Here is a 19706-nt window from a genome sequence, read left to right on the forward strand (position 1 = left end):
CAGGCTCGTTAAATTTGAATTATCCTTAGTTATTTATATAACTTAATTTGTGTTGTTTATGTATACAAAAATGAACTCTAGGTTTTTACCCCTTATAGCAGGTTTTTTAGTCGCCGCTACTCTTCAAGGTTGCGGCCTTCTGGGGAAAAAAGGGTCTTCGAGTGAGAAAGACAATAGAAGGGGTGAAGTAACCGGCGTTCCAAAAAGAACCAACTGGCAACAAAACCTTCCCATCGATATGGTTGCAGTCAAAGCAGGTACTTTTTGGATGGGGCAAGCAGATGAGGACATTGGATATACCCAATCTGCATTTAACAAACAGGTTACCATCTCGGAATTTTTCATGGATAAGTATGAAGTATCCAACAACAAATACCGACAATTTTTGGAAGCGGTTAGAGCGGGGGAGTATTCTTACAGCACACCGACTACTTTAAAAGATCCACCACAATTCAATTTGGATGAGGTTATGCCAGACACTTCTGTTTGGTCTACTAGTTTTTCCTATCACTACGGAGATCCATTGATGGAATTCTATTTTGACCATCCAGCTTTTGACAATTATCCAGTTGTAGGAATCAGCTGGGAGCAAGCACAGAAATATGCGGAGTGGAGAACGTATCACATGAACGCCAACGATAAATCTGATTTTGATTTGCCGAGATTCAGGCTTCCTACAGAAGCGGAATGGGAATATGCGGCAAAAGGTGGAAAAGACATTGCCAAGTATCCATGGGGAGGTCCTTATATCAAAAACAAAAGAGGTTGCCTAATGGCTAACTTTAAACCAGGGAGAGGGAATTACATCGATGATGGATTTGCCTACACCGCCCCCATCGACGTCTTTGCACCAAATGGATTTGGCCTTTACAATATGTCTGGAAATGTTGCGGAGTGGGTACTTGATGCCTACAATCCAGTAAGTAGTGCACTTACTTGGGATTTGGATCCAATAAACCATGATCCCAACGAGCCAAGAAAAGTTGTTAGAGGTGGATCTTGGAAAGATGTGGCCCATTATTTGGAAACAAGTACAAGGACATATGAATACCAAGATGTAAAAGCTGCCCATATTGGCTTTAGAACCGCAATGACCTTTATCGGAAGATCTGGTTCAATGGATGTAAGTAATAATAGAAGAAGAAAAAGATAATTTTAAAATTTAAAACCTACCAACAACAAATCACCTTTATCACCAATGGAAAACAATAAAAATTCATTCAAGCACAAATTCTATTTTAGTATCATGCCTAAAATTTATGGTATTGGTGCATCTGTTGTTATTTTGGGAGCCATGTTCAAAATCTTGGATTGGCCATTTGCCAGTTTAATGATTGGGGTTGGTCTATCTACCGAAGCAGTCATATTTTTCCTTTCTGCATTTGAACCCAAAAGTGATGAGATTGATTGGACTAAAGTATATCCTGAATTGGCCGGTGAAGAACCTGCTGTTAGGAAATCAGTGAAAAGCGGTGGCGGTGAAAGTGTTTCACAAAAATTCGACGAAATGCTTTCCAATGCCAAAATCGGCCCGGAATTGATTGATAGTTTGGGTAAAGGAATGCAAAATCTTGCCTCTTCTGCCCAAAAGATGGGGAATTTGGCAGATGCTGCAGTTGCTACAAACGAATATGCATCGAATGTGAAAAACGCTTCAAAATCATTGGTGGAAATGAATCAGTCCTATGGCAAAACAGCTGCTGTTTTGACTGAACTTTCTGCTGCTTCTAGTGATGCCAAAGCGTATCATTCCCAAGTGTTGACTGTGACTAAGAACCTATCGGCCCTGAATGTAGTCTATGAAATGGAACTTCAGGATGCCAATAGTCATGTAAAAGCACTCAATAAATTCTATTCCAATGTTACTTCCGCAATGGAAGGTTTGAGCGAAGCCGGTAAAGAAACCGAGGCTTTCAAAAATGAATTGGCAAAATTGAATCACAACGTGAGTTCTTTGAATAAAATATATGGTGGCATGTTATCAGCCATGAAATCATAGTCCTTTTATTAATTATTAATTAAGATTTTAGAAAAGAGCTATGGCTGGTACTAAAGAGACACCGAGGCAACGGATGATTGGAATGATGTACTTGGTGCTGACAGCATTGTTGGCACTTCAGGTAAGCAATCAAATTCTTCAGAAGTTTGTCTTGTTGAACGATGGTTTGGAAAGAACATCAAGGAATTATATTCAAAAAAATGAGTTTACAGTAACTTCTATTGAAAGTACAGTAGAATCGCAGGGAAACAATGCCAAAGATGTACCAAAAGTAGGTGCAGCAAAGGAAGTTAGGGTAATCACTTCGGAAGTGTTTTCGTATTTGGAGGATCTCAAGCAAGAATTGATAACGGTATCCAATGCAAAAAACGACCAAGGAACCTATAATAACTCCGCATTGAAAAATGTGGATGTACCTGGTAATATTTTCAATAACAATAAGAAAGGATTTGAGATGCAAGAGAAGCTGAATGCTTACCCTGCTCAAATTTCTGAGGTATTGGCAAAGATTGGGATTGACCTTACATTTGAGCCTATCGCAAAAGATGCAAAGGATATTGATTTGTTCAAAAACGATCCGGATGTCAGAGGTAAAAACTTTGTCAACCTGAATTTTGTGAAATCCCCTGTTGGAGCGGTAATGGCTTTGATCTCTCAATTTCAAAATGAGGTATTGAACATAGAAAGTGAGTCCTTATCTGAAATAACAAAATCCATCGGTTCGTTTTATTTCAAAGCGGATATTGTGGAAGCAAGAGTTGCAGCATTGTCAAACGTTGTCGCAGCAGGTACAAAATTTGAGGGAGATATGTACATCGCTTCAAGTTCTTCTACAGCCGCCCCTATCATGAGATTGGATGGTAAAGCAATCCCAGTTGAAAACGGATTTGGTAAAATTGAATTCACTGTAGCTCCGGCAGGTCAATACGATGATAGAGGTCTTGCAAAAAGAGTCCTAAAAGGTGAAATCGTAACGAATGTCGGTGGTGAAGACAAAGTTTTGCCCGTGGAATACGAATACTACGTGGCCCAACCGATTATCAAGGTTACTTCTGAAGTAGTCAATCAGCTTTACGCTGACTGTGCAAACGACCTTTCCATTGATGTTCCTGCATTGGGAAACAGTTATGCACCTGATTTTAGCATTAATAATGGTAGCATCATCAAAGGAAGCAAGCCAGGCCAAGTAACTGTAATTCCAGGGAATTCTGGAAAAACGGTCATTGGAGTAAGCAGTGGTGGAAATAAAATCGGTGATGTGAGTTATGATATCAAACCTGTTCCTGCGCCTAGTATTCGTCCTTATGACGCAAGGGGCCCGATAGATTTGAGTACCGCTTATCCAGCTCCAGGTCCTTCATCATTGATCATTGAGGCAATTGCCGAAGCGAATTTTGGAAGGACAATGGCAAGGGACTCTAATTTTGAAGTTACAGGAGGAGAGGTAATTCTCCTTAGAAATGAAGTTCCTAGAGATAAAGTTACCATCACGGGTAAGAATGTTGGGATCAGGAATCTTTTGGCCGCAGCCAAAAGCGGAGATAATCTGATTGTAAGAGTTACTGAAGTGACACGAACGAATTTCCGTGGAAACAAAATCAAGAGCAACCAATCTGAAATTATTAGGATTGCAATAAAATAATTGATCAAGAGATGTGTTTTGGACATCCTCTTTAAATGAAAAGGCATATGAAACTACATGTTAAACTAATTGGAATGCTATCTCTCCTGGGTACAATGCTCGGGACTGATGTAATGGGGCAGGGTGCCACAAGTGTGAGTCCCACTGTCTTTGGAGATCGTCAATTCAAAGTGGATACCGTATTTTCTGCCAGACCGATCAGGGAGGATGACAAAATGTATCAAGTTGCCGTTTGGAGAAGGATAGACCTTAGGGAAAAGTACAATCTTCCTCTTTATGGATCTGGGGATACCAAAAACAACGGGATCATCAGCCAAATCTACAAAGCCATTGTGGATGACAATGCCCTAGAGGTATTTGGAGACGAGGATTTTAAGCAGCCTTTGTCCATCGCTGATTTCCAGGAAAATTACTGGTTGGCGGCAAATGGGGACAGTATTTTCTCAAAAAATCTTTATTATTTGGATTTTAGAGAGGATTTTATCTTCGACAAACATCACTCTCAGGTTAGGTTTGATATTAAATATTTAGAGTTGGTAATGCCTTCCCCTACAAATTCCAATGCAGGTCAGAAGACTATCGCTTATATTCGGTACAAGGATTTTTACAATCATTTCAAAGATCATCCAGAGGCAAAGTGGTTGAATTTTCAGAACACAGCTAAAAATTTGACCTATGATCAGGCCTTTGATTTGAGATTGTTCAGATCGGTGATTCGAAAATACACCAATTCAGATGATGCATTGGTTGCGGACATGGTAAGGGCAGACAATCCAAATCCCCAACTGCAGGCTTTTCTCGATGCACTTGAATATGAATACAGTCTCTTGGAGTTCGAAAGTGGACTTTGGGAATGGTAATAAAAAAAGCGGGTTTAATCACCCGCTTTTTTTATGTCCTTGAAGGATTGAATAAGCTTATCCGCCTTACTTTTTCCAATTACCGCCTCGAGGGATTCCACACTGGCCTCTTTAATTTTTTTCACAGATTTGAATTGCTTTAACAATTTTTCCGCTGTTTCCGGCCCGATCCCCTCAATTTCCGTGAGTGATGATCCCAATGCCTGTTTGCTTCTCAAATCCCGGTGGAAAGTAATGGCGAACCGATGGGCTTCGTCCCTGATTCTTTGCAAAAGTCGGAGGGATTCCGATTTCTTGTCGATATGCAACGGATATTGGTCTTCTGGAAAATAGATCTCTTCCAATCTTTTGGCAATTCCGATAATTGGAATTTTACCATAAATCCCCAATTGCTTCAGTGCTTCCACTGAGGAAGACAATTGCCCCTTGCCACCATCTATGACAATCAACTTTGGTAGTGTTTTCGCTTCCTCCAAAAGCCGCTTATATCTTCTCCCAACCACCTCAGTCATGCTCGCAAAATCATCCGGACCCTCGACTGTCTTGATGTGGTAATGCCGGTACTCCTTCACTGCAGGCTTTCCATTTAAAAAACAAACCATACTTGCCACTGGATTGGTCCCATGGATGTTAGAATTGTCAAAACACTCGATGTGATCTGGAAGCTCCTTTAAAGAAAGGTCGGATTGCAACTGTTTTAGTACCCTGAATTTTTTGTCTTGGACTTCTCCAGAAGCGAGTGCTTTTTCTTTTTTGTAAAATTTGGCGTTTTTCAGGGAGAGTTCCACAAGTTTTTTCTTGTCTCCGATTTTCGGTACAGTGATGTTCAATCCCTCAAATTCCTCCTCAAAATCAATGTTGACCAAAATCTCTTGGGCATCACTCTGGAATTGATCCCTTAATCTTACTATGGCAGTCAAAAGAAGTTCGGTGTCTGTTTCATCCAGCTTTTTCTTGAGTTCAACTGTTTTGGTAAGGATGATTGCCCCTCTTTTGATCTTAAGAAAATTCACATATGCGCTTTTTTCATCTGTTTCTATCGCAAAGACATCTAGATCGAGGATGGAAGGGCTGGTGACCAATGATTTTGCCTGATATTTTTCCAGCAACTCCATTTTGTCTTTAAAAAATTGCGCCTTTTCAAAAGCCATCATTTCAGCATATTTCAACATCTGATGTTTGAAATATGCCTTTGGGACGCCAAGGTTTCCTTTAAGAATGTTTTTCGCTTGCTCGATTTCGTTGAGATAATCAGGCTCTCCTTGTAGGCCTTCACAGGGTCCAAGACAATTTCCCAGATGGTATTCCAAACAGACCTTGTACTTCTGCTCGCCAATTTTGTAGGGGTTCAAATCAAGTTTGCATGTCCGAATGGTAAACAAGCTTCTGATCAACTCCAGGACATTGTTCATTCCTCTTATACTGGCGAAAGGACCATAATAGATTCCCTTTCCCTGAATCATCTTTCTGGTTGGGTAAATCCTTGGGAAGGGCTCTTTGGTAAGCAGGAGGTAAGGATAAGTTTTATCGTCTTTTAATAAAATATTGTATCTGGGCTGGGTTTTTTTGATCAGGTTGTTTTCCAGCAAGAGGGCATCAAATTCTGAATCAACGATCGTGATCTCAATCCTTCTGATTTCCTTGACCATCTTTTTGGTCTTGTAATTCAACCCAATTGTTTTGGTAAAATAGCTTGCTACCCGTTTTTTTAAACTCTTTGCTTTGCCAACATAGATCAGTTCATTCTCACTGTTATAATATTTGTATACCCCAGGCTGGTCGGGTAATAGATTGCTTTGGTCCGGTGTGTAAAAGGAGGCTTCCATGATGCTGTAAATATAAAAAAAGCAGCCTCTTCCGAGGCTGCTTTTTTTGCTTGTCAAAAAAGAATTTTAGAAATCATTTTTTTTCGGATCAAAATCGAAATCACTGAATTGATTGCTTTCCATTTCATATTGATCACAATTGATTTCTATGCTCAATGGTCTTTCCGGTCGAGGGAATGGGCCTTTGGTAATGTTCAATGCTGGATCAGCATAAACCTTCGCCATATATTTCACCCAAATGGGTCTTGCCGTTTGGCCACCTTGCCCACTAATCCAACTCCTGAAGTGAATGGCTCTGTCATCTCCTCCAACCCAAACACCACTTACCAAGTCTTTGCTGACACCCATGTACCAACCATCGGAGGCATTTTGTGTGGTTCCTGTCTTTCCGCCCAATTCATTTCCATTGTCTCTGATATCTCTGGAAACTCCTTGACTTGTTCCTCTTGTTTCCTCAAATCCACCTCTCAACATGTACAACATTAAGTAGGCATGCTCTTCGCTCATTGCCGGTTTTTTCCTTGGCGTAAATTGCTGTAAGACATTGCCATTTTTATCCTCAATCCTATCGATATAAAAAGGTACGATATGCTCACCCTTGTTAACAAAGGTGCCAAATGCCCCGACCATTTCGAATATGGTCACATCGCTTGTACCCAAGGCCAATGCAGGAACTTCCTCCAAATCACTGGTGATACCAAGCCTGTGTGCTGTTTCCACCACTACTTTTGGACTTAATTTCTTCATCATATAGGCGGTAACAGAGTTCACGGACTGGGCCATTGCTCTTCTTATCGTCATGTTGGTGTAGGAAAATTTTCCATCGGCATTTTTTGGACTCCATGCAGGTTGTCCAGGAATGTTGACCTGAACAGGCTGGTCCATGACGGTATAACAAGGACTGTAACCATTTTCGATGGCAGCAGCATAGACAAAAGGCTTGAATGTAGAACCTGGCTGTCTTTTTCCCTGTTTCACATGGTCATACTTGAAATGTTTGTGATTGATACCACCTACCCAGGCCTTGATATGCCCATTTTCTGGATCCATGGATACAAAACCGGCCTGCAGATGCTTTTTATAATGACGCAATGAATCCATGGTACTCATAAGCGTGTCAATTTCTGACCTATTCCAGGAAAATACGCGCATTTTCTTTTTCTCGTTCAATTTGATTTGGATAGAATCAGAATTCTGTCCATACCTGTTGACCAACAAACGATAGGTTTCCGTCCGCTTTACAGCAGTTTCCAAGAAATTTGGGATCACTTTTCCCGTATTGTCAATCCAAGGATCACGGTTGCCGATTTCCTTTTCAAACTTCTTCTGAAGTTCCCGCATGTGTTCGTCCACAGATTCTTCAGCATGGCGTTGCATGCGGCTATCGATTGTGGTGTATATTTTTAACCCATCACCAAAAAGGTCATAAGTTGAACCGTCCGATTTTAAATTTTCTTTGGTCCACTTGATCAAATCCGCTTTGATGATTTCTCTGAAGTAAGTGGCAGAGCCTTGATTTTGGTTGTCCACTCTATAATCCAATTCTACAGGGAGTTTGGAAATCGAATCATATTCTGCCTTAGTGAGATATTCATATTTTTCCATTTGTCCCAAGACGGTATTTCTTCTTCGCAGGGAGTTTTCAGGATTGTAAACAGGACTGTAATAAGAAGGAGCTTTGAAGAGACCTACCAAGGTCGCGGATTCCTGGATATTAAGATTGTTGGTTTCTTTTTTGAAGAAGGTTTTTGCTGCCGTTTTGATTCCGTACGCATTGCTCCCGAATTCGGATGTGTTTAAATAAAGCGTAAGAATCTCATTTTTGGTGTAACTCTTCTCTAATCTTGTAGCGACGATCCATTCTTTGGTTTTGATAATCAGCATTTTCAAGCCCGGGATTTTACTCAGTAAGCCTTGGGATTCCTGGGTTCGCAATTTGAAGAGATTTTTTGCTGTTTGCTGACTTAAGGTACTACCTCCACCGGCGGATTGTCTCAAAATGAGAGATTTGAACAGTACACGGCCCATGCTTTGGAAGTCGATGCCGGAGTGTTTTTCAAACCGCACATCTTCAGTGGCAATAAGTGCATGGACAAGATTTGGGGAGAGGTCATTGTAAGTGACCGGGCTTCTGTTTTCACGGAAATAATTTCCGAGAAGTACCCCGTCAGCAGAGTAGAGTTCGGATGCTTGCTCGCTTTGGGGGTTTTCCAAGGCTTTGAAATCCGGCAATTCACCAAACAAGCCTAAGAAATTTCCACTTACTGCCCAGATAAACAAAATAAACCCTGCTAGGCCTACAGTGAAAGTTATCCAAATATATTTTATAATTTTTTGGGTCATTTTATTTTATTACTTGAAGATTTACTGGTATGTTTTTTTATAGAAATTCCTGTATTCGTTTATGTCTTTTCTTTTATTCAATTCCTGGAAATTCTCTATGGAGATCAGGAAACTGTTGTCTTTGTCCGATGAATTCAAGGAGCTGGTGTTGAAATCCTGCATGAACTTTTCGCGATAGGCCAATGCCCTTTCGGCATTGTTAAACGGACTTACAATGAAAATCGCATTTTCAGAATTTAGGTTCATATTTCCTGTCCTCAACCGTGCATTGGAGAAATTTTGACTGTGGAAATTTTCCAAATCCGCCAGCAAGCCCTTCGCTTCCGCTGCCTGCTTTGGTTCTAAGACGATGACAAATATATGTGTTTGGTTAGGATTTTCTTTGTAAGGAGTCACTTCTTCTGCTTCTTCGGAATCCGATTCTGATTTTCGGTCATCTCCTTCCTCTGAAATACGTGCAACAGCCTCTAATCCTTCATTTTTTTGTTCTGTTTTTGGTTTCTCGCCTGTCAAAGCTATCAGCATATTTCTTGCCATATTTAACAGTCCAGTATCTTCGGTATTCTGAATGTAATTCTCCAATCGGGATTGGTATCTTTCCCGATCATCGATTTTCCCTGACACCATAATATCCAAAAGCATGAATTTCTCGGTATTTCGGGTAAGTGGATAAGCTTCCAGAGTTGAACGGATGATTGATCTTGCCTCCTGATATTGCCTCGAATAATACTTGGAATAGGCCTCTTCATATTTTTTGGACGACTCCAAGTATGCCAGATTGCCAGTTGCCCCTTCGGGATTATTGACAGAAAAGGTAAATGGAGATTCCGGAAACTCCTTGTTGAGCCTTTCCACATAGCGTCTGGCATCTCCATTGATTTCGGTTTGTGCAAGATAGAGCAGGTAATAGGATTCGGGCTTTTTGACAGAATTTGGATATTTTTCAATATGGTTTTCCAAATATCCAATGCCGGGATCTGGTTCTTTCAGGTCCAAAAACAAAAGCTTACCCAGTTCAAAATAGGAGATGTCAAGCGCTTCCCTGAGGACCTTAAGAGACTCTTCGGTTTTTGGGATCTGGGCCATGAGACTTTCCTTGTCCGGAAGTTGCCCAAGCAAAGGTTTTTCGTCCTCAACTTGAATACTGTCTGAGGGACTCGGTTTGATTTCAATATTTTGCTCAGGTTCTGAAATGGCACTTTGAAATCCCTGACCACTTCTCCTCCAATTGTCCTGCAGTGTCCTGTTTCCCCAGTTTCTGAAAAAATCAATGGATCCCTGCTGAAGGGCCACTGCATTGTCGAAATAGAAGTTTTCACCTGATCCCCTGCCGCTAAAAGCCAAAAGATTCTCAAAGATTCCGGAGCTCTTTGGTTCCTCTTTCTTTGCAGCTTCCCTAAGCAGTCTTTCTTCCTCCCCTTTGATGAATGCATCAGCTATCAATTCCTGTTCCTCTGGAGTCAGGAGGCTTAAGGCGATAAGGCTATCATTCCTGATAATGGTCTCAAAATGGATGACATAGTCGTCCAGCACTTCCTTCCTTTTCGTGATGGGGGAGTGGGAAGGATCGCTTGGCTTGAAATAAACCAAGGCACTGTCTAGATAGTATTTGGCCGCTCTGTAATCTTTTTTAAGGTCAAAACGGATATCGGCCAATTTTTCGTAGATATAACCTTTTTGGATTTGATTCTTTCCTTCCTCCTTTGCCGCAAGGGTCAGTAAGCGCTCGGCTTCCTCTTCTCCATTTTGTTTCAATTCAAAAAGGGCCCTTTCATACAGGATTACATCCCTTAAATCCCTGTTTTTACTGTCGTCATATAGGCTGCTGTAATAGTTGCGGACGCGTTGCAAATCCTTGCTTTTATTTAATTCCGCGACTTGCTGAGCATAAAGTTTTGCGAAAAAGCTTCGCTCATAGGGTGGGTTTCCTTTTTCCGCTTCACCATAATAACTGAAGGCCAAGGCATCCAAATCTTCCCGTTTATAGAGTTGCGCTAGGATAAAATTGATTCTTGATTTGTCTTTTTTGTCTTTTACAAATTCAAGGGATTTATCCAATGCTCCGATTTTTCCGTTGATTTCCCCACGAGTATCATAATAATAGGCCAATGTTTTGAACAGGAGGAATTTGTTATCGGGATTGATTTTGGATTCTTTGGAAAGATAATCAATCACAAATGCTGCATCTTCGTTCTTTTTGAGGTCGGTAAAAATCCGAAGCAACTGGATAAGACTTCTGTGACGCAAATCCTTGTCCTTGCTGTTGACGTTAATGTATTTGAATGTGTTGATGGCATCATCAAAATTTGCTTGGTAGTAGTCGATCAACCCGATCAAAAAATAACTGTCGTCCACCCATTTGCTTATCCTGTGCCAATCGATGGCCTTTGAAGCAAGTTCTCGGGCTTCTTTTAAGAGAGCTTCGTTTTGTTCGATAGTTGCGCTATCAACCGGGTAGAAAATCGGTAAAATCTGGCTGTAATCTTCTTGGTGCTGGCTTTGAAATAAGTTTTCCAATTCAATGATCTTCTCCTTTGCAAGAAAAAAGGCATTGTATTTTGCGGTCGTATTGTGGTACAATCTATTGGGGAAGGTGTTTTTCTCCGATGAGCATGCTGATAAAAGCAGGGCAAAACATAAAATAACCAGACTTGATTTTGCGTGCATGCGAAGGGGTACGTTATAATAATGACCAAAATACTCCATTTGATTCAATTAATTAAACGCTTTTGGTTAATATTATATTTTTGAAGACATCAAAACATAAACCCACCATGGCTTGAAGATCCAGCGAAAATTAAAAGATTGGATAAAAACCAAATTTCTTTTCGTAATCAGAAAGGAAGATGATTTTTCTGTGATCACTTCCTTTAGCATCACCAAGATCCGTGTTGCGCTGATTTTGGTTTTGTTCTTTTTGTGTGCCTTTGGTTTTTCGCTGTTGATGTCCAGGACTTTTTTAAGGTCTTGGTACGACCCTGAGTTTGTGGAATCCGAAAACATCACCAAAATTCTTGCTTTGTCCGAGGCCATAGACTCACTGACGGTGGAAGTCAGCCAAAGAGATGCATATTTGAAAAATATCCAGGGGATTATTTCCGGAGAAAACATCAGCGAGGAGCAACAGGAAATCTCCCGCCGAGAGGGTTTGACAAATCGGGGAAATGTCCAGGAGGGAAATTACCAAGAAAGCCAGGCAACAAAAGCCATAATCGAGGAATTTAAATCGGCTCCCTTGGATTTTTCCAATCCGAAAACAATGGCTTCAGCGCCTTTCACAGATACTTATTTTTTTTCCCCCATCAAAGGCGTGGTCACCGCGGTCTTCCAACCAGAAAAGGGGCATTTTGGGATAGATGTGGTGACCAAGGAAGATGAGCCCGTCAAAGCAATCGGTGATGGAACGGTAATATTGGCAGTATGGACATTGGAAACCGGGTTTATCATTGGTATCCAGCATTCCAATGAATTGATTTCCATATATAAGCATAATTCGGTAATTTTGAAGAGGATGGGTGACTTGGTAAGAAGTGGCGAGATTATTTCCATTGTCGGTGACACCGGCGAACTTTCATCAGGGCACCATCTTCATTTTGAATTATGGTATAAAGGTAAACCATTGAATCCACAGCATTTCATAACATTTGATTAGACTATGTTCAACAAAAGCGAGAAAATCGAGGAAAAAAGAACTATTGCAGTCGAGCAAACTGACACTAGCAATGTGATTTCCAAAGAAACCAGGATCACAGGTGATATCCAGGCTTTGGGGAATATCCGAATAGAAGGTTCTGTAGATGGAACTATTTATTCCAAAGGGAGAGTGGTCATCGGGGAAGTCTCCGTGATCAAGGGAAATATCACCTCTGTAGAGGCAGAGATTTCCGGAAAAGTCGAGGGTGAGGTGACATGTACCGAAATATTATTTCTTAGAAGAAGCGCAATTATTTCGGGGAACATTACGACCCAAAAACTTGTGGTGGAAAACGGAGCGGTCTTCAATGGGAAATGCCAGATGAACACAAATGCGATGGTGGTATCCAAATCTGAAGACAAAAATGAGCAAAGAGGAAAACAAAGTGCCACGGGATAACTCCCCAAGCTACCTCAAATACATCGGATTGTCTTTCCAAATGATCGCCGTTATCGGATTGGGAACTTGGTTGGGTTGGGAAATCCAGCAAAAAAGTCAGATGAATTTCCCGGTGTGGCTATTGACATTCTGTTTTTTATCCATTGCTGTTTCGTTTTATCAACTTTTCATTTCGCTTAAAAATGATGAAAAGGAGCAACAGAAAAATAAAAAGCCCTAGATTTGCGACCTGATTCACACGGTCATGAAGCCAATCTTGATATTTACCTTAAAAGTCCTTTCCTTTTCCTTGGTCATTGCAGGAATTGTTTATTCGCTGCAAAATTTTATTATGCCCGAGTTAATCCATGAAAGTGTATGGAAAGTGCTTTCTTTTTTTGCTTTGTTGGTGTGGGCTTCAGGGCTATTTGTCCAATACCTCATGAAGTTGAGCAAAGAAAATTCTTCAAATATCCTTTTAGGAGCAACAGTTATTCGATTTATTGCCAGTGCAGGCTTCGTTGCAATACTCCTTGTACTGGGTGTCGAGAATAAAATTCTGTTTGTGGCCAATTTCTTTGCTATTTATTTCTTATTCTTATTGTTTGATATATACAGCTTAATGGCTAATTTGCGCCCTCATTCGAAATAGGTTTTAAAAATTCATTTAATGATTCGTAAATTTCTTTGGCTAACTGCTTTATTGACAGCACTTTTATTACCGCTTGCGAATGTGGCTGTTGCTGCTTCTGATGAGGAGGATAAAACTGGTTTTATCATGCATCACGTGAAGGATTCCCATGAATGGCATTTTGCCACTTTTGGGCATACGCACATTACCCTTCCCCTTCCCGTGATTGTTTATTCAAAAGACTCTGGTTTGGAAGTGTTCAGCTCTTCAGATTTTCAGAATCCTGAGACCCATGCATTTGGAAGGGAATATGGAAAAAACGGATTCTATATTGATGAACATGACCATTTGAAAGCTGAAGTTGAGGACAGATCCTTCCTTGAGCTTTCCATCACAAAAAATGTCGCCATGTTGTTCATTGTGTTGATCGTCGTTATTTCATTGACACTCTCTGCGGCGAGTCATTACAAGAAGCATCCGAATACTGCACCGAGAGGCGTGGCTTCATTTATAGAGCCTTTGGTGGTTTTTGTAAGAGATGAAATCGCCTTGTCTAACATCGGTCCCAAATACAAAAAATTCACGCCTTATTTACTGACCATATTTTTCTTTATCTGGTTTGGCAACTTAATGGGTTTGATCCCAGGCGCAGCCAACATGACCGGTAACATCGCAGTAACAGCAACCTTGGCGATATTTACGTTTTTCGTAACCAATCTAAACGGAAACAAAGACTATTGGAAACACGTGGTAGCGACTCCTGGAGTCCCGCTTCCACTCTTATTGGTCATTGTCCCTGTGGAGATCATCGGCTTATTTACCAAACCTTTCGCATTGATGGTTCGACTTTTTGTCGCCATTACCGCGGGGCACATTGTGATCTTGAGTTTTATCGGATTGATCTTTGTGTTTGAATCCATGGCAGTGGGCTTTGCCAGTACCATCATGGTCGTCTTTATCAATATGATTGAGATTTTGGTTGCCACGATTCAAGCCTACGTCTTTACACTCTTCTCTGCCATGTACATCGGTCAGGCAGTAGCGGAACACGATCACCATTAATGAATGCGTAATTTCTTTGTTCAATTTATATAAATAATACACACGTATGTTAACTTCAATCTTGTTATCAGCCGGTCTTGCACTTATGGGTGCTGGAATCGGTGCCGGAATTGTCGCGATAGGCGCAGGTCTTGGTATTGGTAGAATCGGTGGTCAAGCCATGGACGGTATCGCTCGTCAACCTGAAGCAGCTGGAAAAATCCAAACTGCCATGTTGATCATCGCGGCACTTATCGAAGTTGTGTCTCTTTTCGCAGTGGTAGTTTGTCTACTTATTGCTTTGAAAGAAGGTTACACTTTCTAAGAAAAAATGTATAGGGTTGGCATTAAGTCAACCCTATCTTTTCTTTTTATTGAACAAAACAGAGATAATAACTAAAATATAATTCTTTATGGATCTTATAATACCTTCATCAGGCTTGATGATTTGGCAAATAATCGGCTTCTCGATTTTGCTTTTTATCTTGGCGAAATTTGCGTGGAAACCGATTTTGTCGGCATTGGACGAAAGGGAAAGCAGCATTGAAGCAGCACTTCACGCAGCAGAGTTGGCTAGAAATGAAATGGCAAACATCCATGAAAAAAGCGAAAAGCTTTTGATGGAAGCCAGAATGGAAAGAGACGAAGTCTTGAAAACCGCGCATGCTGCATCGGACAAAATCATTGAGGCAGCAAAAGAGATTTCCTTATCAGAAGGTGCCAAATTGATTGAAAATGCCAAAGCTGTCATTGAAAACGAGAAAAAAGCGGCTTTGACAGAAGTGAAAAACCAAATTGCCATTTTGACTTTGGAAGTAGCTGAAAAGCTGATGAGAAAGAATTTGGCTTCCGATTCAGCTCAAAAAGAGTTGGTAGAGGGATTTGTTAGAGATCTTAAGTTAAATTAAATCCGCCCATGTCATCTATTAGAGTAGCTTCCCGATACGCCAAATCCATTTTGGAACTTGCCATTGAAAAGGGTATCCTTGAAGAAGTACACCAAGACATGCAATTACTGTTGACCTTGGACAAAGCAACTCCTGAATTGGGGGTGATGCTGAATAGTCCCATTGTCAGCTCAGATAAAAAGCTTAAAATTCTAAAAGCCCTCTTTCCCGAAGGTTCATCGGAATTGACTTTGCCTTTTTTTGAGATTGTTTCCAAAAAGAACAGAGACAATGTATTGATGGAGATTGCTAAAGAATTCCACAATCAATACAACGAAAGCAAAGGGATCCAATTGGCAACAGTGACGACCACCTTTCCCATCGATGAGAAGCTGAAAAAGGAATTTATCGAGATAGTGAAAGAGATTTCGGGTCTGGAAAAAGTGGAGTTGATAGAAAAAATAAACCCTGAGATTATCGGTGGCTTTATCTTGAAAGTAAATGACAGGCAATTGGACGAATCCTTGAACAGCAAATTGAAAGCGCTGCGACTTGAATTTTCCCAAAACCTTTATGAAAAGAAGTTTTAAAAATTAGCAATAACAGTATAAAGATATAAGCATGGCAAATGTAAGACCTGACGAAGTTTCAGCAATTCTGAGAGAACAACTCTCTGGAGCTAAAACGCAAGCTGAACTTGAAGAAGTGGGAACTGTCCTTCAAGTAGGTGATGGAGTAGCCCGTATTTATGGACTTTCTAAAGCTCAGGCGGGTGAGTTGCTCGAGTTTGAGAACGGTCTGAAAGCAATGGTGCTTAACCTTGAAGAAGATAACGTTGGAGCCGTACTTTTCGGTGATTCCAAAGGAGTGAAAGAAGGAGATGTCGTAAAACGTACCAAGAAAATTGCTTCCCTCAATGTTGGAGAAGGCATGCTCGGTCGTGTTGTCGATACCCTAGGCAATCCAATTGATGGGAAAGGTCCATTGTTGGGAGAGCTTTATGAAATGCCCCTTGAGCGCAAAGCCCCAGGTGTTATATATCGGCAGCCGGTGAATGAGCCGATGCAGACAGGAATCAAATCCATCGATGCGATGATCCCAATTGGCAGAGGCCAAAGGGAACTGATCATTGGTGATCGTCAGACAGGTAAAACTGCCGTTGCCGTGGATGCGATTATTAACCAAAAAGAATTTTACGAAAAGGGTGAGCCAGTTTATTGTATCTATGTGGCCATCGGACAAAAAGCCTCTACGGTAGCCGGTGTGGTTGCAGTTTTGGAAAAAGCCGGAGCCCTTCCTTATACAGTGGTCGTTGCTGCTTCAGCTGCTGATCCAGCACCAATGCAGTTTTTTGCACCTTTCACAGGAGCGGCTATTGGAGAGTTTTTCAGAGATACCGGTCGTCCGGCATTGGTGGTTTATGATGATCTTTCCAAGCAAGCTGTAGCTTACAGAGAAGTCTCTTTGCTATTGAGAAGACCTCCGGGAAGAGAAGCATATCCTGGTGACGTGTTTTATCTTCACTCAAGGTTGTTGGAAAGAGCCGCTAAAATCAACGGTTCGGACGTAATCGCCCGTCAGATGAATGATCTTCCAGATTCCATCAAGCATTTGGTAAAAGGAGGAGGGTCTTTGACTGCACTTCCGATTATCGAAACACAAGCTGGTGACGTTTCTGCCTATATTCCAACCAACGTGATTTCCATCACGGATGGTCAGATTTTCTTGGAAACCAATCTTTTCAACTCTGGTATCCGTCCTGCGATCAACGTGGGTATCTCGGTATCCAGAGTGGGTGGTAATGCTCAAATCAAGTCCATGAAAAAAGTGGCAGGTACATTGAAGTTGGATCAAGCACAGTTCCGTGAATTGGAAGCTTTCTCTAAATTCGGTTCTGATTTGGATGCAACTACCAAAAGGACGATTGAAAGAGGTAGAAGAAATCAGGAAATCCTGAAGCAAGCCCAGTATTCTCCAGTAGCTGTTGAATACCAAGTGGCCATTATCTATGCCTCCACAAAAGGGCTTATGGATGGAGTTCCTGTTGACAGATCAAGGGAGTTTGAGAAGGAATTCTACAACCTTTTGTCAGCGGCTTATCCTGAAGCATTGGTTGCGATCAAGAAAGGGGACGTTGATACTGCTGGTAAATTGCTTGCAACTGCAGCAAAAGAATTGACTCCAAAATACGCTAAATAATCATCTTCAATTCTTATTGACGCATCCAGACGGGTGCGTCAATAAGAATTTATATCTATTGACCTCGTCAGTACATCAATAAGCTATGGCTAACTTAAAGGAAGTAAAAGAAAGGATTAATTCTGTAGTTTCGACGCAGCAAATCACCAAGGCCATGAAAATGGTTTCTGCTTCTAAATTGAGAAGAGCGCAGGATAAAATCATCCAAATGCGTCCTTATTCCCAGAAATTGACTGCCATTTTGAATAATGTTTCTTCTGCCAGCGAAGGCGATGAGGACATTGTTTTTGCAGAAAAAAGAGAAGTAAAAAATGTCTTGATCGTACCGATTACTTCCGATAAAGGTCTTTGTGGAGCCTTCAATTCCAACATTCTCAAGGCGGCTAATTTGGCTATCGTCCAACGTTTTGCAGATAAAAACGTCACAATACTTCCCCTGGGAAAAAAAGCTTTTGAGTTTTTCAAAAAGAAAGACAACAAGTTTATCGGTGAGTTTTATCAGGTCTTTTCAGAAGTGACTTTTGAAAATGTGAGAAGGGTTGCTGATTTTGTGATGGATGGATTTGTCAACGGTGACTATGATCAGATCGTTTTGGTTTACAACGAATTTAAGAATGTGGCGACGCAAAACGTAATCGTTGAAAAATTCCTTCCGATGGAGAAAATAGCGGAAGAGGGAGTAATAAAAGGTGCAGATGTGGATTATATCCTTGAACCTTCAAGAGAATTTATCATCGAGGATTTGGTTCCAACTTCCTTAAAGATTCAATTCTACAAAGCGATTCTTGAAAGCAATGCTTCTGAACATGGTGCGCGTATGACCGCTATGGACAAAGCAACCGAGAACGCAGGTGATCTATTGAAAGACCTGAGGTTGATGTACAACAGAACCAGACAGGCTGCCATTACCAATGAAATCTTGGAAATTGTCTCCGGAGCAAACGCTCTTGGTGGGAAATAATTTTTGAATCCCATAAGCACACAAAAAAACCAAAGCTTGAAAGAGCTTTGGTTTTTTTGTGTGCTTTAAAATAACATTCAACCTGAAATATGCAATAGGTTTCCAAATGGGATTGAAACTGAAAGAAAATCAGACTATTGCGAGAAAAATTCCTGACACCAATAGGAATAGGGTGAAGTCAAAATTAGCCAACACCTAATTGATTATCAGTAAATTAAAATTTTAAATGGAGTTCATAATGCATAAAACGGGTTAAACAAAGATCATTTTTTGATTTTTTCGGCAACTACCTTTGCCATGATGCCGAGTCCTTCCGTATTGGGATGCACACCATCGGCAAGCAAATCCGATTTTCCTTCAAATGGAGAATGAAGATCAATGATTTCTATACCTGTTTCCTTAGAAATGTCCAGCAAGATTGGCAACATTTCTTCCCTGATGATATTCTCAGTGATGCCATAATTGGTTTGGAAAACAGGAACCGGAAGGCAGATATAAATCTTTCCGTCTTCAGGCATGGATGCTTTTACTGAACTGATCAAATCCAAATAGTCTTGTTTGAACTCCTTTGCGTATTTCCAATTTTGGGGTTTAGAATCATTTGTCCCCAATTTTATAACCACGATATCCGGTGTATAAGCCAAAACTTCCTGATATTGGGGTTCATTCCAATAGGGGAAGTCTCCATTTTTCAAAAGCGTCCGACCACTTACCCCAAAATTTCTGACATCATATTTGTCCCCTAAAATGGTTTGCATCTGTAGCGGGTAACTTTCTGGATTGTCCCTTCCCGGGCCTTGCGTGATGCTGTTGCCGATACACGCGACTTTGATTTGTGACTGGGAAAAGGAAAAACCCGCACTGATGAGGATCATGAATAATCCCAGAAATGATTTTTTCATAGCAGTAGATGAATGGTTTATTGAGGTTTGAAAGTAAAATAATAATTAATGAGAGCTAAATGGAAGGATGTCAACTTTACCCGTTCTAAGCATAACCAATTTTATTCGAGCCTAAAATGGCTTTAAAATTAATCTTTGGTTGCGACTATAGACTGCACCAAATCGGTTAATTGTCTTATGCACCAGATAGTTTGATTTTCTTGGCGTTTTAATGTCCATTAGGAAACCAAATGCATATTATGGTTTTAATCTCTACACTTGATTGATTTTCTACATGGCCAATTTAGAAAATTGTCCAGTGTTAACCTTTTAAAACTGGATAATTTTAATGAAGCTGCTATCT

Annotated in this window: 18 protein-coding genes; 14 read left to right on the forward strand and 4 right to left on the reverse strand. The window is 40.7% G+C overall.

Going from position 1 to position 19706, the window contains the following annotated elements:
- The first annotated feature begins 58 nt into the window (after positions 1-58).
- From porK to porN, 4 genes are all read left to right on the forward strand, one after another.
- Positions 59-1153, forward strand: coding sequence for a T9SS ring complex lipoprotein PorK/GldK (porK, locus tag F824_RS0104185; RefSeq protein ID WP_019596607.1), 1095 nt, complete (start codon positions 59-61; stop codon positions 1151-1153).
- Positions 1154-1198: 45 nt separating this feature from the next.
- Positions 1199-1999 carry a type IX secretion system motor protein PorL/GldL gene (gene porL, locus F824_RS0104190; RefSeq protein ID WP_019596608.1) on the forward strand — a complete coding sequence of 267 codons (801 nt, stop codon included), beginning with the start codon at positions 1199-1201 and terminating at the stop codon, positions 1997-1999.
- Between the two features lie 40 nt (positions 2000-2039).
- Entirely contained in the window at positions 2040-3641 is a 1602-nt protein-coding gene (gene porM / locus F824_RS0104195; protein ID WP_022582277.1) for a type IX secretion system motor protein PorM/GldM, read from the forward strand.
- 74 nt (positions 3642-3715) lie between these two features.
- Complete coding sequence (porN, locus tag F824_RS0104200) at positions 3716-4501, forward strand: type IX secretion system ring subunit PorN/GldN (protein WP_236613217.1); 786 nt, start codon at positions 3716-3718, stop codon at positions 4499-4501.
- 14 nt (positions 4502-4515) lie between these two features.
- On the opposite strand, the gene uvrC is transcribed toward porN, so the two are convergent.
- The 3 genes from uvrC to porW all read right to left on the reverse strand — a co-directional run bounded on the left by uvrC (position 4516) and on the right by porW (position 11337).
- Positions 4516-6327 (reverse strand): excinuclease ABC subunit UvrC, encoded by a 1812-nt coding sequence (gene uvrC, locus F824_RS0104205; RefSeq protein WP_026333487.1) that lies wholly within the window; start codon positions 6325-6327, stop codon positions 4516-4518.
- A 66-nt stretch (positions 6328-6393) separates the two neighbouring features.
- Positions 6394-8670 carry a penicillin-binding protein 1A gene (locus tag F824_RS0104210; RefSeq protein ID WP_019596612.1) on the reverse strand — a complete coding sequence of 759 codons (2277 nt, stop codon included), beginning with the start codon at positions 8668-8670 and terminating at the stop codon, positions 6394-6396.
- Between the two features lie 21 nt (positions 8671-8691).
- Positions 8692-11337 (reverse strand): type IX secretion system periplasmic lipoprotein PorW/SprE, encoded by a 2646-nt coding sequence (porW, locus tag F824_RS0104215; RefSeq protein WP_019596613.1) that lies wholly within the window; start codon positions 11335-11337, stop codon positions 8692-8694.
- Positions 11338-11449: 112 nt separating this feature from the next.
- Here porW and F824_RS0104220 point away from each other — a divergent pair, with 112 nt between their 5' ends.
- From F824_RS0104220 to atpG, 10 genes are all read left to right on the forward strand, one after another.
- Positions 11450-12322 carry a M23 family metallopeptidase gene (locus tag F824_RS0104220; RefSeq protein ID WP_019596614.1) on the forward strand — a complete coding sequence of 291 codons (873 nt, stop codon included), beginning with the start codon at positions 11450-11452 and terminating at the stop codon, positions 12320-12322.
- A gap of 3 nt (positions 12323-12325) precedes the next feature.
- Positions 12326-12763: a bactofilin family protein gene (locus F824_RS0104225; RefSeq protein WP_019596615.1), complete on the forward strand. Its 438-nt coding sequence runs from the start codon at positions 12326-12328 to the stop codon at positions 12761-12763.
- Positions 12729-12983, forward strand: coding sequence for an AtpZ/AtpI family protein (locus F824_RS0104230; protein ID WP_022582278.1), 255 nt, complete (start codon positions 12729-12731; stop codon positions 12981-12983). The genes F824_RS0104225 and F824_RS0104230 overlap by 35 nt, the downstream gene beginning before the upstream one ends.
- Before the next feature lie 24 nt (positions 12984-13007).
- A complete protein-coding gene (locus F824_RS0104235; RefSeq protein ID WP_019596617.1) occupies positions 13008-13394 on the forward strand; it encodes a hypothetical protein in 387 nt (128 codons plus the stop codon).
- An 18-nt stretch (positions 13395-13412) separates the two neighbouring features.
- Positions 13413-14435, forward strand: coding sequence for a F0F1 ATP synthase subunit A (gene atpB, locus F824_RS0104240; protein WP_019596618.1), 1023 nt, complete (start codon positions 13413-13415; stop codon positions 14433-14435).
- Positions 14436-14481: 46 nt separating this feature from the next.
- Entirely contained in the window at positions 14482-14739 is a 258-nt protein-coding gene (gene atpE, locus F824_RS0104245) for an ATP synthase F0 subunit C (RefSeq protein ID WP_019596619.1), read from the forward strand.
- 88 nt (positions 14740-14827) lie between these two features.
- A complete protein-coding gene (gene atpF / locus F824_RS0104250; protein ID WP_026333488.1) occupies positions 14828-15322 on the forward strand; it encodes a F0F1 ATP synthase subunit B in 495 nt (164 codons plus the stop codon).
- Positions 15323-15330: 8 nt separating this feature from the next.
- A complete protein-coding gene (gene atpH, locus F824_RS0104255; protein WP_019596621.1) occupies positions 15331-15891 on the forward strand; it encodes an ATP synthase F1 subunit delta in 561 nt (186 codons plus the stop codon).
- A 31-nt stretch (positions 15892-15922) separates the two neighbouring features.
- Complete coding sequence (gene atpA, locus F824_RS0104260; protein WP_019596622.1) at positions 15923-17500, forward strand: F0F1 ATP synthase subunit alpha; 1578 nt, start codon at positions 15923-15925, stop codon at positions 17498-17500.
- A gap of 85 nt (positions 17501-17585) precedes the next feature.
- A complete protein-coding gene (gene atpG / locus F824_RS0104265) occupies positions 17586-18461 on the forward strand; it encodes an ATP synthase F1 subunit gamma (RefSeq protein ID WP_019596623.1) in 876 nt (291 codons plus the stop codon).
- 263 nt (positions 18462-18724) lie between these two features.
- Here the strand turns inward: atpG and F824_RS0104270 are convergent, their stop codons facing one another.
- Complete coding sequence (locus tag F824_RS0104270) at positions 18725-19363, reverse strand: GDSL-type esterase/lipase family protein (RefSeq protein ID WP_019596624.1); 639 nt, start codon at positions 19361-19363, stop codon at positions 18725-18727.
- Positions 19364-19706: the final 343 nt, after the last annotated feature.

The sequence above is a fragment of the Rhodonellum psychrophilum GCM71 = DSM 17998 genome (genome assembly GCF_000381545.1).
Lineage (GTDB): Bacteria > Bacteroidota > Bacteroidia > Cytophagales > Cyclobacteriaceae > Rhodonellum > Rhodonellum psychrophilum.

Coding starts and splice junctions, on each gene's coding strand:
- porK (WP_019596607.1), top strand. CDS start 59: ATGTATACAAAAATGAACTCTAGGTTTTTACCCCTTATAGCAGGTTTT.
- porL (WP_019596608.1), top strand. CDS start 1,199: ATGGAAAACAATAAAAATTCATTCAAGCACAAATTCTATTTTAGTATC.
- porM (WP_022582277.1), top strand. CDS start 2,040: ATGGCTGGTACTAAAGAGACACCGAGGCAACGGATGATTGGAATGATG.
- porN (WP_236613217.1), top strand. CDS start 3,716: ATGCTATCTCTCCTGGGTACAATGCTCGGGACTGATGTAATGGGGCAG.
- uvrC (WP_026333487.1), bottom strand. CDS start 6,327: ATGGAAGCCTCCTTTTACACACCGGACCAAAGCAATCTATTACCCGAC.
- F824_RS0104210 (WP_019596612.1), bottom strand. CDS start 8,670: ATGACCCAAAAAATTATAAAATATATTTGGATAACTTTCACTGTAGGC.
- porW (WP_019596613.1), bottom strand. CDS start 11,337: ATGCACGCAAAATCAAGTCTGGTTATTTTATGTTTTGCCCTGCTTTTA.
- F824_RS0104225 (WP_019596615.1), top strand. CDS start 12,326: ATGTTCAACAAAAGCGAGAAAATCGAGGAAAAAAGAACTATTGCAGTC.
- F824_RS0104230 (WP_022582278.1), top strand. CDS start 12,729: ATGAGCAAAGAGGAAAACAAAGTGCCACGGGATAACTCCCCAAGCTAC.
- F824_RS0104235 (WP_019596617.1), top strand. CDS start 13,008: ATGAAGCCAATCTTGATATTTACCTTAAAAGTCCTTTCCTTTTCCTTG.
- atpB (WP_019596618.1), top strand. CDS start 13,413: ATGATTCGTAAATTTCTTTGGCTAACTGCTTTATTGACAGCACTTTTA.
- atpE (WP_019596619.1), top strand. CDS start 14,482: ATGTTAACTTCAATCTTGTTATCAGCCGGTCTTGCACTTATGGGTGCT.
- atpF (WP_026333488.1), top strand. CDS start 14,828: ATGGATCTTATAATACCTTCATCAGGCTTGATGATTTGGCAAATAATC.
- atpH (WP_019596621.1), top strand. CDS start 15,331: ATGTCATCTATTAGAGTAGCTTCCCGATACGCCAAATCCATTTTGGAA.
- atpA (WP_019596622.1), top strand. CDS start 15,923: ATGGCAAATGTAAGACCTGACGAAGTTTCAGCAATTCTGAGAGAACAA.
- atpG (WP_019596623.1), top strand. CDS start 17,586: ATGGCTAACTTAAAGGAAGTAAAAGAAAGGATTAATTCTGTAGTTTCG.
- F824_RS0104270 (WP_019596624.1), bottom strand. CDS start 19,363: ATGAAAAAATCATTTCTGGGATTATTCATGATCCTCATCAGTGCGGGT.